The organism is Clostridium sp. Cult2, assembly GCF_021655075.1.
Lineage (GTDB): Bacteria > Bacillota > Clostridia > Tissierellales > Tepidimicrobiaceae > Schnuerera.
The window spans coordinates 1-14207 of record NZ_PPXX01000030.1 but is presented as its reverse complement, the minus strand read 5'-3'; the positions used below and the strand labels follow the sequence as shown (position 1 = coordinate 14207).

Genomic DNA, 14207 nt, shown 5'->3' with positions numbered 1-14207 from the left:
GACTGATACCTCTCTCTAATAAGCAGTTTACGAATGACTCGGATGTTGGTTGCTTTTAGGCTTCTCTCCCAATATACAACAAGGTGGTAACGCTTATTAGTAGAGTGGACTCACAATCTAAAATATATCTTTATGAGGTGTTACTTATGTTTTATTTAGGAATTGATATCGCTAAAAATAATCATGTCGCATCCTTAATTAATGAAGATGGAAAGACCCTTTTTAAAGCTTTTTCTTTCTCCAATACTTCGGATGGTGGAGAAGCTCTACTTTCCAAATTAAACTCTTTTTCCAGCAATATCTCTGACTTTGTTATAGGCATGGAAGCTACAGTTCATTACTGGTTGGCTTTATATTCTTTTCTTTATGATAATGGTTTTACCATTCATGTTATTAATCCTATTCAAACAGATGGTTGACGTAGAGGAACCGAGAGCTGTAAAAGAAAAACTGATATTATTGATTCTTTACTAATTGCTGATCTCATCGATATGGCTCCTTTGTAAAAACCTCTCTTTCCAATAAGGATATATTTTCTCTCATAAATTTAACCCGTTTTCGCTCTTACCTTGTTCAGTCTATTTCTGTCTTAAAGAGAAAGGTAATCAGTATTCTTGACCAAGTATTTCCTGAATATCAGTCTATTTTTTCTGACGTCTTTGGCAAAACCTCTAAAGAACTTTTGCTACAATTTTCATCACCCATTGATTTTGAAGATATTTCTACTGAATCTTTAGCTGAACTAATTAAATCCAAAGCTATAAACTCTTTTGGAATTACCTTTAGCAAAGACAGCTTTACTTTTCAATTAAAAGCACTTATTCAGCAAATAAACTTTATTGAATCTCAAGTTAAGAATACAGAAAATAAAATCAATAGGCTTATATCATTTATTGATTCCCCTATTACAACAATCCCAGATATTGGGAATGTAATTGGAGCTACTACTCTTGGAGAAATTGGTGATATTAATAAGTTTGACTCTCCCAAAAAAATAGTTGCTTATGCTGGTATAGATGCCATCGTTATTAGTTCTGGTGAATTCCAGGCTACACATACCGTTATGAGCAAAAGCGGATCTCCTTATTTAAGAAAAGCCTTGTTTCAAGCTGCATTAGTAGCTTCATTTAACAATCCGGTTTTAAATGCATATTATCTTAAAAAGCGAGGTGGGGGAAAGCATCTCCTTACTTGTATTGGTGCTGTTTCAAGAAAATTATGCAATATAATTTATGCTATACTCAGAGATTAAAAGCCATATGAAGTAAGAATCGATAGATGACACCTAATTCCCTATGCCTTTAATTAATGTCTTTTAAAAGCTTGTTTTCAGCAGGGCTTATTTGCCATGCTTAAATTTAACATTAAATATTCTAGAATTTATTCTGTTTAATTGCTTGACTTTTTATAGTTGGTCTTTCTTGTTGATTTTATTCTTTGTAATAATATTATGATGTATAGACAGCGAGTGCTATAGAAAGAAGCTTTTCTTCCATTGAGGCAGTTCTAGATGTGAAAATTATAGGAACTGAAGTTCCAACCGTTGCAGCTGCTACTTTTTTCTTGCCTATATAAGAAATTGCTTTAGTAAGTGTGTTTCCAACTGTTAAATTTGGTACTAATATTATATCTGCATTTCCTGCAACTGTACTTGTTATACCTTTTGTTTTAGCTGCTTCTTGTGATATAGCATTATCAAATGCAAAAGGTCCATCTACTTCGCAACCTTTTATTTGACCCCTATCAGTCATCTTACTTAATAAAGCTGCATCCACTGTGTCTTGCATATTTGGGTTAACTATTTCTAAAGAAGCTAATACGGCAACTTTAGGTTTTTGAATTCCTATTTTATGAGCTAAATTAACTGCATTTTCTAAAATTTCTTTTTTCTTCATTAAATCAGGTGCTACAGTTATAGCACAATCAGTTATAAACATTAAACCTTCATTATTTTCTTTTTCTAAAACTGATATTTGAGTTATATGATTTCCAGTATTTAAACTTTTTTCTTTGTTTAAAACTGCTTTTAGAAATGTGGAAGAGTGTAACATTCCTTTCATAATAGTTGAAGCTTTTCCTTGATTTACTAAATCTACGGCTGTATCTGCTGCTTTTTTATGATCTATTTTATTAATTATTTCAGATTTAACAGTCAAATTATTTTCTTTTATAATGTTTTTGATTTTTTCTTTATCCCCGACTAAAATAAATTCTGCAAGTTTAATTTCCCCAGCTTTTTCTATAACTTTTAATATTTCTAAATCATCCGGCACAGCTACTGCTATTTTTTTTGATTCGTTTTTAATAGCTAATTCCATTAATTGTTCAAAATTTTTTATAATCATTTATTCTCATGTATGATGTATTTAAGCACAAATACATCAATACTCTCCTTTCCTAAATATTTTTCATATAATCTTTATTAACACTGTAGATTATTAATTTTTTTATCTCAATATCGTTATAAGCTTTTTGGTTTAGCTTTAATAATATTAGTAATTGTATATGGCATAGTTCTCAACCCCCATTTTATATTTGTGTGATAACTTTTATTTAACAAAGGTTGAAGATTTATACTATATTCATTTTTTTGAAAACACTACTAATTATGATATTATTTTTGCAGAACCAAATTAAATAAAAAGGCTATTGCATTGTTAATTAATTGAAGCAAATACAATAGCCGTATAATCTATGACTAAATCCAGATAATTATTAAAGTGGGTAGTAATATTTATTATCTTTATGAAAATAATAAATAAAAATAAATTTATTAATAGTAACTCTGCAATAAATTTCCAAGTCTTTTCATACCTTTTACTATATCATCTTTTTCTACATGAGAAAAACTGAGACGTATAAAATTATTATGCCCCTCCTCTGTAAAAAAGGAACTTCCTGGAACAAAAGCCACTTTAGCTTTTTTTGCAGCTTCTATAAGTAATTCGTTTGTGTTAATATCTTCTTTTAATTCAAGCCATACAAAAAACCCACCAGATGGAATGGTATGTTTTATATTTTTTGGGAAATATTTTTTTATGCAGTCCAACATTACATCTCTTCTTTCTTTATAAACATTCCTAAGTTTCCCAATATGTTTATTGATATTATATTTTTTCATATACGCACCAGCAATTTTCTGATTAATTGAACCACATTGTAAATCAGAACTTTGTTTAGCAAATATATATTTATTTAAAATTTCATCTGATGCACATACCCATCCTAATCTTAAACCTGGTGAAAATATCTTAGAAAATGAACCCAAATAGATAACCCACCCATCTTTATCAAAGCTTTTAACAGCTGGATGTCTTTCTCCTTCATATATTAAATCTCCATATGGACAATCTTCAACTATAGGAACTTTATATTTTGAACCAAGTTCAACTAACTGCTTTCTTCTATCATCACTCATACATACACCAGTAGGATTTTGAAAATCTGGGATTGTGTAAATCATTTTTACATTGCTATTTTCTTTTAAAGCTTTTTCAAGCTCTTCAATTATCATACCATTTTCATCTATAGATATTCCTACATACTTAGGCTTATATGGCTGAAAAGCATTAAAAGCTCCTACATAACTTGGACTTTCACAAATTATAGCATCTCCTTCATTTATAAATATTCTTGCAGAAAGTTCAATACCTTGTTGTGAACCCGATGTTAATGCAATGTTTTTTTCTGTAACATTTACACCAGCAGCTTTCATTCTTTGATTAGCAATAATTTCTCTAAATGTCTTATAACCTTCTGTGCTACTATATTGAAGTGCTTCTCGCGATTCAAATTTAATAACATCATAAGTTAAAGGTAATAGTTCTTCAACAGGAAATAATGCTTCTTCTGGTTTTCCAGCTGCAAAAGAAATAATCTCAGGATTATCAAATAATTTATTTCTTATTTCAGACGGTTTCAATAATTTTGCTCTCTCAGAAAATCTAATATTCATAATATCTTATACCTCCTATTATTATAAAAAATAATAATACAACAAAGTTAACTGTACACCACTTGATATAATAATAAATTTATGCTGCCACATTTTTTGCATAGAATACTTCTTTGTCTAAATCACCTGTTTTTGATGCTATAAATACCATGCCAGTAGTATCACCAATAACATTAAGTACTGTCGCCCCTAAGTCAAGAAGAGTATATACACCTGCAATAACAGGTACAATGTCTTGTGGCAAACCCATAACGCTCAATGTAATAGTACTCATAATGATTCCACCTCCTGGTACACCAGCAGCACCAATTGACATAACAACACAGAGAATAATTCCAAAAGCAATTTGTGCAATGGATAATTCTATATCATAAATATAAGATGCAAAAATAATGTAACTCGCATATTCAGCTGCTGCACCATTCATATTAATTGTAGCAGCTGGGGCAGCAATCAAATCTACAATGTAATCAGCAACACCACAATTTTTTTTCGTACAATTCATAGTAACTGGTAAAGTACCTACACTAGATAATGAAGTAAAAGCCATAACAATAACTGGGAATATGTTTTTATAATATTGTAATGGACTTAATTTTGCACCTATCTTAATAAACAAGCTAAGAACAATGATGGCAAAAGCTAAAATTGCAACCCAGTAAGCTATCAAAAAAGTTCCTACACTTGCTAACATTTCAAATCCGGTAGTTCCTACCATAACAGCCATCATTGAGCATATACCTATAGGAGCAAATTTTAGTACCATATTTATCATATTTGAAACAACTTCGTTCAATCCATCTATTACATCTAGTGCTTTTTCAGCATTTTTGTATTTTTCACGAATCCCAGCTAAAATAATACCAAATACAATAGCAAAAAACACAATTTGTACCAAATTACCTTCTGACATTGATGCAAATGGATTATCAGGTATCCATGAAATTATATTTTCAATTAAAGTAGAACCTGCGGACATTTGTATACTTTGAGTAGTACCAGGGTCCCAATGCATGCCAGCTCCTGGTTTAAATATTTTCATAGAAATTATCCCAAACGTCGCTGCAATACTAGAGCCAATAAATACATAACCAATAAACATGCCACCAATCTTACGTAGCTTACTTATATCAGCTACGCTTGATATTGCTTTAATTATACTAAGTAATATTAATGGGTAAATACACATTCTCAATAGCCGCATAAAAATATCACCTAGAAACTTTATTACCACTATCTTGCTACCAAATATTATTCCTAAGATAATCCCTAGAATCAATCCTATCATTATTTTAGCAGATAGTGAAAGTTGACGCTTCTTTTTAGTTTTTTCCATTATTAATACCCCCTATTTTTTATTTTTGTGTTAAAAAATATTGTTTAGGCACACAAACTTTGATTGGTAATTTGATATTGATTTTTTATTTAGGTTATATTAGAAAAATGTTTTAGTTTTAATAATTTTTGATTTTTATAAATATAATTCTTTTAATTGTTTTAAATCTAGATATTCATATTTTCTAATTTCTTTATATAATTTTTGTAGTTATTAATAGTGTTTTCTTGCAATTCTTTTTTCTGCTCATCTGTTAAATGCTTAAACCTTCCTTGTAAATTCACATAATCGCCTATTGGTTTAAGCTTTTTGAATTTAGTGTTAATTTTTACTTTTCCATTATCATACTCATATAAAATCCATGACCCTGTTTGTACAGCTAATCTTGCTAATTCAATCGTTTTAGCTGGATTATATCTCCACCCTGTAGGACATGGAGTCTGTATATGAATTAAAGAGGGACCATCTATATACTTTGCTTTCTGAACTTTTCTCCTAAAATCACTTAAATTGTGAATAGATGCTGTTGCAGCATAAGGAATATCATGAGCTATGGCTATTTGCAATAAATTTTTTCTTTCTGTAGGTTTTCCAGCTGGTGTAGTAGTTGTAATTGCATAATATGGTGTTGAACTACTTCCCTGTATTCCTGTATTCATATATGCTTCGTTGTCATAGCAAATATATAATATTCTATCTTTCCTTTCTAAAACTCCTGATAAAGATTGTAATCCTATATCTACAGTCCCACCATCACCTGCAAAGGCTAATACAGTAGTTTCCTTATTCCCTTTTGCATTTAAAGCTGCTCTTACCCCTGCTGCACACGCTGCACTATTTTCAAGATTTCCCTGAAACCCTGGTATTTTTAAAGCTGCTTCTTTTCCAAATCCTGAAAATAATGCTGCACATCCTGGAGGAATTATAGCTATAGTATCTTCGCCTAATACATCTAAGGTATTTCTAATAATTAATTCCAACCCACATCCTGCACAAGCACTAACACCATGTGAAACTAAACCTTTAGAATTATGTTGAATATTATACATTCTTAATCACCCGCCTAATTTCCATTGGATTCTCTTTTAAATCTATCCATTCAGTATGGTCTTCTCTTTTATCATCTTTTATTTCTAATAACTCATTATATATCTTCTCAATATTCTCAACAGTAACATCTCTCCCACCAAGTCCACCAACATAGTGTCTAATATCAGCTGCTTCGTCTTTTAATGCTGCACAAGTTTCACTCCAAACAGGTCCTCCTTGGCTTCCTAGTCCAGCACTTCTATCAAATACTCCTATTACACTTTTCTCAGCCAATATTCTTCTTAATTGTTCAACTGGAAATGGTCTAAACATTGTTATCTTTACTAGTCCAACTTTTTTATCCTCTGCTCTCATCTTATCTACGACATACTTTGCTGTACCACACATAGATCCTAAGGCTATAAGTACAACATCAGCATCCTCAATTTTATAACCTTCCACTACTTCAATCTTTCTTCTAAATTTCTTTTCGAATTCTATTATAATATCATCAGCAATCTTAAGAGCATTATCCATACTTACTTTCTGTTGATAGCGCATTTCAGTATAATCCTCTGGCCCTGTTAAATTACACAAAAACATTGGATCTTTTGTATCTAAATATGTATTTTTTGGTATATACGGTCCTACAAATTCATCCACTAATTTTTGATCCGGCACATCCACTTTTTGCATAGAATGAGATAAGAAAAATCCATCTAAACAAACCATTGCAGGTGTTATTACCCTTTCATCCTCTGCAACTCTATACGCTATAAGCATTAAATCTAATACCTCTTGAACATTTTGACAATAAAATTGCAACCATCCCATATCCCTTTGAGACATTGTATCTCCATGTTCGCACCACAATGTCCACGGTGCAGCTACTCCTCTATTTACTACTGGCATAACTATAGGTGCTCTATTACCTGCTGCCATTCCAAGAACTTCATGCATTAAAGCTAGTCCATTTGAAGAAGTTGCAGTTGCTGCCCTTACTCCTGTTAACTGTGCTGTTGTTGCCACAGACATTGCACTATGCTCAGATTCAACTCTTATATATTCAGCATTAAGCTCACCTAATGCAACCATTTTTGCTAATCTTTCTGACATTGAACTTTGAGGTGTTATTGGGTATACTGATACTACTTGAACTTTAGCTAATTTCATCGCTTCAGCAGCGGCTTCATTTCCATCTAGCATTTTATAGGCCATGACACCTCACTCCTTTCTGGTACCATACTAATACACTTTTTAGGACATTCGTTTGCACAAATTCCACATCCTTTACAATAATTAAAGTCAAATGTTACACACTCTTTATCTTCCTTTTTTACTTCAACAATATTGACTGGACAAACCACTGTACAAGTACCACATTTTATACATTCCTCAAAATTTACCTTTGGCCTTTCTAATCTCCAACTACCTGTATTTGAAGCAATAAATGTGGTAGCTACAGGACCTTGTACATTATGCTTTATTAATTTTTTCATAGGCATCTCTTGCTGCTTTTGCATTTCCATCACCTGCCTTTTCACCAAACATTGACATAATAGCTGCTTCTACTGAATCTATTTTTAATAATCCAGTTATTGCTAATGCTCCAAGCATTGAACTATTAGGTATTCTTCTGCCTGTGTTTTTAAATGCAATTTCAGTTCCATCCACATAGTAAATTTCTTTAAAATTATACTTTCTGTACTCGTCTAAAACGTTTTCATCTTCCGTATTTAAAACTAAAATACTATTTTCGTTGATACCCTCAGATATATCTACCCCCTTATCAACAACAGTGTAATCCATAACCAATACAATATCAGGATTGTAAACGAATGAATTCACCAATATTGGCTTATTATCCATTATAATGCTAGTGTTAACAGGTGCTCCACGCCTTTCATGACCATATGCTGGAATCGTAATGGCATATTTGTCTTCATGTAAAGATACAGCTTCTGAAAACACTTTCCCTGCAGTTACTATTCCCTGACCTCCTAATCCATAGAACTTTAATTTAATCACTTGTCTCCGCCCTTTCCTTTCTTAATATAAGTACAAGATTTGCTAGATAAAATTTAATATTATTTTTCTCCATGTTAAATGGTGTTTCTCTAATGTAAATTATACCTTGTCCTAACAGTAATGTCAATGATTTTTCAGAATATTTTTTCTACATACTATATTCTGTTTATTCTAGCGAAACAATATGCATAAAAAAATAGGATAGACATTTGTCCTACTAAACAAATGTCTATCCTATTTTTTATCAAATATATAAATTTGTATTATAGTAAACCAGTCACATGCCACCAAGGTATTTGAATTAATAGTACTGTTATAAACACCACTAAGGTAAGCGGAATTCCCATCTTCATAATATGTGAATCATTATACATTCCATACTCTTCGCCTATACCAACTAATATTGTTATATGTTGATAAGGAAGTAAATAATGAAATGCAACCGATGTATAGACTAATAATGCAGGTACTAAAGGGTTCAGTGATGATGAACCAGTATATGCCAAAAAGGCGGGTATTGCAATACTCATGACTGCAATGACGCTTCCTAAAATCATATGAAGTCCTATAGATATTGTAACTACTAATAATCCAAAAAGAAATATATTCTTAGGTACTGAAGATGGTAATATATAAGAAACTATCCAAGAATTCATACCTGTTATTTCTCCTATTTTACCTATTGCTAATGCAGCATTCAAAAAAAATAGAGTATCAATAGGAACAGTTTTCCATGACTCATTAGTTAAAACTTCTCCAATCATCGGCATACTCATTAATATAGCAATAAGTATTGTTACCCATCCCAAGTCTACATTATGTATAGAATCAGTCATCCAAAGTACTATAGCTATCATTACCCAAAATATAGTCTTCTTTTCCAAATTTGTTAACTTGCCCAAATTAGCTAATTTTTCTTGGACTGCCTTTTTATTAATATTTATTGTAGAACTGGGCTTGAAAATTATTAACAACAATATACAAGTAAGTATACTTGCAGCTAATGAGGGCATGCCCATATGGTAAAACCAATCCATCCATCCAAATTTTTGACCAGCAAAATCTACAGCTAACATGTTAATAGTACTATCCCCGGTTAAAAATACCATTGCTGTTGGAACAGTGGCTACAAATACAGAAAAACCAATAATTACCGCATCCTCTTTTGTTATTTTTGCACTTTTAATAACTACCTTCATTATAGAAAGTATTAAAAAGGCCCGAGGCCAGGGATGGGGAATTAACAAGCTTAATATAATTTGAAGAACAAAGGTGGATATTATTATGCTATTAAAAGAATTAACAAATTTAATAACAAACAAATATGCAATTCTTTCTCCCAATCCTGACCTATTAACAGCATCAGCTATTAAATAGGCACCAATCACCAGATATATAGTAGGTAAAGCCCAAAGAGAAAATACATCAGACGCTGAGGCTATATTTAATGATACTAAGCTAGTTAGATACAGGATAGATATAAATCCAACATTAGCTACTCCTGTTGCCCAAAATACAACGGTCATTAAACTTAGAGCCATCGCTTTTTGTCCATCAGTAGAAATATTGGTTATTTCAATATTCCAAATGATAATCGCAATTATGATACCGAATATAAGACCAATATTCTTTTTATTTTTGCATAATCGTAACATTGTAATCCTCCTTTCAATAATGAAATTAATTTCATCAAGAAAGGAATGGGTGAAGTGATTAATGATATTTAGTATATAATATAATTTATCTAGTTGCAAGTACTTTCTAATGAGATGTTATTATCTTACATAATCTAATGATTCTATTTTACCACCTACACCTTCTTCAAGGTCTTATTACTTCTAAAACAATATTCTTCACTTCGAATTCCAGCTAGTTTCTCCAATATTACTTAACCATAGCAACATCCTCATAAATTTATCTAACTTTATACAATTCGATAAATTTCTAGGATTTTGATATGTACCTTTTTATCCCAACACTCATGTACAACACTAGGTGCTTGAAAATAAATCCACCTTTTTAAGCTGGAGCAATTGTTGTGTTTTTACAATTATTATCTTTCAAATAAGCAAATTTAATGTCTTCCAAGATTGGCTTCTCATTACTAACTGTTATAAAATAAATTACCTGTCAATTGACAATAACAACTCCATCTATAAATATAGCAAATTTTCTATCTAATCTGATATTATATTTCTTTCCTTTCATTTCTCTAATAATAACAACAGTTATACTTAAACTGTGTTCCCACCTAACAGCCAATGTTTTTCATAAGCAGTCTGTCATTAGATATAATATTTATCTTCTTCTCATCTTTATATTATCCCAATAAAACATTTTCGCTAATATACATCTAATGGTGTAACAACTGATTCACCGCCTTTATCTAACAATACAGTCATTTCTCCTGCATATCCATCCCAAGTAAATAGATAATTAACACTAGTTTTACTATCTACTATTATTTTAAAACCTGACAATCTTCCATCTTTGTGAACGGTAATAAATCTCTTATCAGACATCTATTTCCCTCTAACCTAATGATTCTTTTATAAGTTATAATTTATTAACTCCTGTTGTGCAAATTTTGAACCTTGATTTCCATTATAGGATAATAAATGATATGCATCCTATAAGTGTCAATAAAAAAGCATATGCTAACTCTTTGTATCTTGATAGTTTTTTTAAAAAACTATGCGGGCAATTTTAATAAGTTGTATATGTTTTCAAAGGTACATTTTGCCTTTCTTGATAATAAATATATCTGACAAATCTTTTGGTAATTGTATTTTCATGATGAATAATTGTTTCTCCAATGGTTTGTTTTAAGAGATAATCTTCTATTAGAAACCCTAAAGACTTCTAGGAAAGTATATGCCAAAAAACATACCAAAAAGTATCTTTCAATAGATATTAGGCCTATAATACGGTATTGGTCAAGGCCTACGTTTTCTTTAAAATTATGATAACTAGTTTCAATATTCCATCTGACCAAATAGTAATCTATAGTTGTCTTATTATCAAGCGCAGTATCTGTACTAAGAATGTATACAGATTTTTCAAATCCATTTTTTCTAGCTTCAAAAGATATTAATAGCACCTTGTTATCAATTTGGGCAACTTTACCTTGATAACGGTATACCTTGTATTCTTTACCCCTGACGGTAACGGAGTCTAGGGTATTTGGATCAAGATTATTAGCAAATTCATAGATTTTAATTTTATTACCATCAGGGTGGAAATTTCGATTAGATCTTACTCCGCCAATCAAATGGTAATTCTCTGACAAGGCTTCATCTATTAACGAATTACTGGTATACCAGCTATCCATAAGGATATATTTTTTAAGCTTTGATGGTTTATTAAAATTCTGTATAAATTCTTTGACAATATCCGTTTTACTTTGAAAAGGTATCTCAAGTTCATCACACTTTATATCTCTGTAATAGGGTTTGAATTGAAGGGAACCGAGTAAGCCCCTGCCACAAAATGTGAAGTTATTAAACAATGGGACCAGCATGGCTTATCCAAAGAATGCGAATAATGAAAATCCAGTGCCTCCATTAATTTAGTTCTGATATCCTTTCAATTGACAGTATCATCAATTACAAGGAAACCAATATCATCAGAGCATAGTTCATTATTTAAAAGTTGTTTTATATAGGCTAAACGATTGTAATTAAGCAATTCATCGTCCAGGGAGAATTACTTAAAAATCGTGAGATACAGCTTTTATCTTTAGCCTTAACAATATTCTCTGCAATCTTTGAAATGGATACCTTATCACCTATATTGATAATGCCTTCTATTATTGTAGCAAGATGATTAATTGTGGTTTATTCATTCCATAATTTACATCTTCTAAAAAATTGATTATTTCTTCGGTTCTTTCCAACGTTAGTTGATTTAGCACATAATTTTTAGTATAGTATCTTGAGTTCTGCAGCAAAATCAAAGAATAAGGCCTATAAGCATTGTAAACACAATGTTTATAGGCCTTTAACAATTACAAAAGAGTGTAGTTCTACACCTATTATTTTTTAGAATTTGCAATTAAGTTTTTGATATCACTCTGTTTCCAAAATCTTTTGGTAATATCAGTATTTAAAATATTTGAAAATGACTTAGAAACATCATCTGCATAATCTAACATATAATAATTTTCATCAAGATAAGTTACGCTTAAATTTTTAATAGAATTAATTAATTCAGAAATACTAAACTCGTAATTAGTTTCTTTTTCTAATAATCTAATTAAAATTAATGCTAAAAAGCAAATGAAAAAATGTGCTTCAATATGACCTTTTTTTCTAACATAAACAGGTCTAGATTTAAGTTGACTTTTAGTAATCTTAAAACTTTCTTCAATCTTCCAAAGCCCTTTGTAACGTTCAATAATTTCTCTATCAGGCATATTTAATTCACTGCTGACAATTAAATAATAACCATCATATTTTTCTTCTTCCGCAATTCTATCTTCATCAATATATAAATAATCACCTTTCTCTAAAATTTCACCAGTTTCCCTATCTAAATATTCATCTTTAATATACTTGTAAGCTCCTTTATTCAGACTACCCTTCTTTAATTTAATTAATTTATTAGCCTTATCTAAAACCTTTTGTCTGTCTTTCCTAGCTTTTCTTGCATATTTTTCAGAATAAAAAACAACTTGTTTTTGTTCAATCTCAACTTGAACCTTTTTCCCTTTAGCATTAGTAATCCAAATATTAGTATTAACAACCCTTGATTTGAATTTATACTCATCGCCCATGTCTTTGTAGTCATTAGCATTTAAAACATAATCTTTTACCTCTTTAGATGAACCTCTAACAGATTTTGAATATATATATCCATTTTTATGTATAACATTGTAAGCAATGTTCTCTCCTGTATTCATACCTTTATCTGCAACAACAATAACTCTACCTAAATTAAAATCTTTTTTCAATTCATCAAGAACAGGCATTAAAGTATTACAGTCATTAGTATTACCTTCAAATAATTTAAAAGAAATAGGAATACCTTCATCATCCATTAACAAGCCCATTTGAACTATTGGATTAGGTCTATGTTCTTTAGAAACTCCTTTTATCCTAAAATTATCTTCATCAGATTCAAAATAATAATTAGTAACGTCATAAAAGACATTATCGAGATTTCTACCATATTCACATCTAATATATTCATGAATATGTAAAATCAAATCCTTTTTGTATTTAGCAAAATAATCTAAAGATCTATACACATCATCAATTGAAAAATCAGAATCCATAAAATATTTTTCTAATAATTCAGTGGACTTCTTTTTTGAACAAGGTTCCATTACTCTTAGAAAACTTAAAGCTTGTAAAATTTTATTCAAAGAAAAATCAATATTTAAACTCTGTTGCTTATTATCTAAAAAATAACCAATATTTAACTTATGATAAATATAACTTAAAACAACAAAACCAAAGTTTTTCCTTAAAACTTCATTATTCTTAACAGATTCTGATCTATCAAAAGAAAACTCTAAGGGAGCATTATTAAGCTTTTCTTCTTCAGTCATTTCTTTAGCTAAATTTTTAAAATGTTCAATAGGATCCTCATAAATATCTTCAAACTCATCTAGAAATCCAATACTTTTTACAGCACGTTGTTTATTCTTTTTAGTAATTGGATCTCTTAATCCTTTAACAATGGACAAATATATGCGACCATTAGGCCTTTTATCTTTCTTTAAAAACATTTACATCACCCATCTATATTATACCATAGAATGGCATAGAATAACAGTGAAATATATTAAATTTGACAAAAAAATATCCCCTAACCAGGATAGTCAAAGGATTATATTAACTTTATATTGAATTTTTG

The 14207-nt window shown here is 30.4% G+C and carries 11 protein-coding genes and 1 pseudogene; 1 reads left to right on the top strand and 11 read right to left on the bottom strand.

What is annotated here, in order from left to right; genetic code table 11:
* Positions 1-146 precede the first annotated feature (146 nt).
* Positions 147-1252: pseudogene (locus C3E90_RS03370) on the top strand (IS110 family transposase).
* A gap of 196 nt (positions 1253-1448) precedes the next feature.
* Here C3E90_RS03370 and C3E90_RS03365 read toward each other — a convergent pair.
* The 11 genes from C3E90_RS03365 to C3E90_RS03315 form a co-directional block, all read right to left on the bottom strand.
* Positions 1449-2345 (bottom strand): bifunctional enoyl-CoA hydratase/phosphate acetyltransferase, encoded by an 897-nt coding sequence (locus tag C3E90_RS03365; RefSeq protein WP_236914190.1) that lies wholly within the window; start codon positions 2343-2345, stop codon positions 1449-1451.
* Between the two features lie 428 nt (positions 2346-2773).
* The gene (locus C3E90_RS03360) at positions 2774-3955 is read right to left on the bottom strand and encodes an aminotransferase-like domain-containing protein (RefSeq protein WP_236914189.1); all 1182 of its coding nucleotides are present in this window, start codon (positions 3953-3955) and stop codon (positions 2774-2776) included.
* A gap of 79 nt (positions 3956-4034) precedes the next feature.
* Positions 4035-5291, bottom strand: coding sequence for a dicarboxylate/amino acid:cation symporter (locus tag C3E90_RS03355; RefSeq protein ID WP_236914188.1), 1257 nt, complete (start codon positions 5289-5291; stop codon positions 4035-4037).
* Between the two features lie 167 nt (positions 5292-5458).
* Positions 5459-6340 (bottom strand): thiamine pyrophosphate-dependent enzyme, encoded by an 882-nt coding sequence (locus tag C3E90_RS03350; RefSeq protein ID WP_236914187.1) that lies wholly within the window; start codon positions 6338-6340, stop codon positions 5459-5461.
* Positions 6333-7538 (bottom strand): pyruvate ferredoxin oxidoreductase, encoded by a 1206-nt coding sequence (gene porA, locus C3E90_RS03345; RefSeq protein ID WP_236914186.1) that lies wholly within the window; start codon positions 7536-7538, stop codon positions 6333-6335. Before porA ends, C3E90_RS03350 begins: the two co-directional genes overlap by 8 nt.
* Positions 7520-7819: a 4Fe-4S binding protein gene (locus C3E90_RS03340; protein WP_236914185.1), complete on the bottom strand. Its 300-nt coding sequence runs from the start codon at positions 7817-7819 to the stop codon at positions 7520-7522. Before C3E90_RS03340 ends, porA begins: the two co-directional genes overlap by 19 nt.
* Complete coding sequence (locus C3E90_RS03335; RefSeq protein WP_236914184.1) at positions 7797-8348, bottom strand: 2-oxoacid:acceptor oxidoreductase family protein; 552 nt, start codon at positions 8346-8348, stop codon at positions 7797-7799. Before C3E90_RS03335 ends, C3E90_RS03340 begins: the two co-directional genes overlap by 23 nt.
* A gap of 263 nt (positions 8349-8611) precedes the next feature.
* The gene (locus C3E90_RS03330) at positions 8612-10003 is read right to left on the bottom strand and encodes an SLC13 family permease (protein WP_236914183.1); all 1392 of its coding nucleotides are present in this window, start codon (positions 10001-10003) and stop codon (positions 8612-8614) included.
* 687 nt (positions 10004-10690) lie between these two features.
* Complete coding sequence (locus tag C3E90_RS03325; protein WP_236914182.1) at positions 10691-10870, bottom strand: DUF6440 family protein; 180 nt, start codon at positions 10868-10870, stop codon at positions 10691-10693.
* Between the two features lie 269 nt (positions 10871-11139).
* On the bottom strand, positions 11140-11856 hold the full coding sequence (locus tag C3E90_RS03320) for a transposase (protein ID WP_236914181.1): 717 nt from the start codon (positions 11854-11856) through the stop codon (positions 11140-11142).
* 525 nt (positions 11857-12381) lie between these two features.
* Positions 12382-14079 (bottom strand): IS1634 family transposase, encoded by a 1698-nt coding sequence (locus C3E90_RS03315; protein WP_236914180.1) that lies wholly within the window; start codon positions 14077-14079, stop codon positions 12382-12384.
* Positions 14080-14207: the final 128 nt, after the last annotated feature.

Coding starts and splice junctions, on each gene's coding strand:
- C3E90_RS03365 (WP_236914190.1), bottom strand. CDS start 2,345: ATGATTATAAAAAATTTTGAACAATTAATGGAATTAGCTATTAAAAAC.
- C3E90_RS03360 (WP_236914189.1), bottom strand. CDS start 3,955: ATGAATATTAGATTTTCTGAGAGAGCAAAATTATTGAAACCGTCTGAA.
- C3E90_RS03355 (WP_236914188.1), bottom strand. CDS start 5,291: ATGGAAAAAACTAAAAAGAAGCGTCAACTTTCACTATCTGCTAAAATA.
- C3E90_RS03350 (WP_236914187.1), bottom strand. CDS start 6,340: ATGTATAATATTCAACATAATTCTAAAGGTTTAGTTTCACATGGTGTT.
- porA (WP_236914186.1), bottom strand. CDS start 7,538: ATGGCCTATAAAATGCTAGATGGAAATGAAGCCGCTGCTGAAGCGATG.
- C3E90_RS03340 (WP_236914185.1), bottom strand. CDS start 7,819: ATGAAAAAATTAATAAAGCATAATGTACAAGGTCCTGTAGCTACCACA.
- C3E90_RS03330 (WP_236914183.1), bottom strand. CDS start 10,003: ATGTTACGATTATGCAAAAATAAAAAGAATATTGGTCTTATATTCGGT.
- C3E90_RS03325 (WP_236914182.1), bottom strand. CDS start 10,870: ATGTCTGATAAGAGATTTATTACCGTTCACAAAGATGGAAGATTGTCA.
- C3E90_RS03315 (WP_236914180.1), bottom strand. CDS start 14,079: ATGTTTTTAAAGAAAGATAAAAGGCCTAATGGTCGCATATATTTGTCC.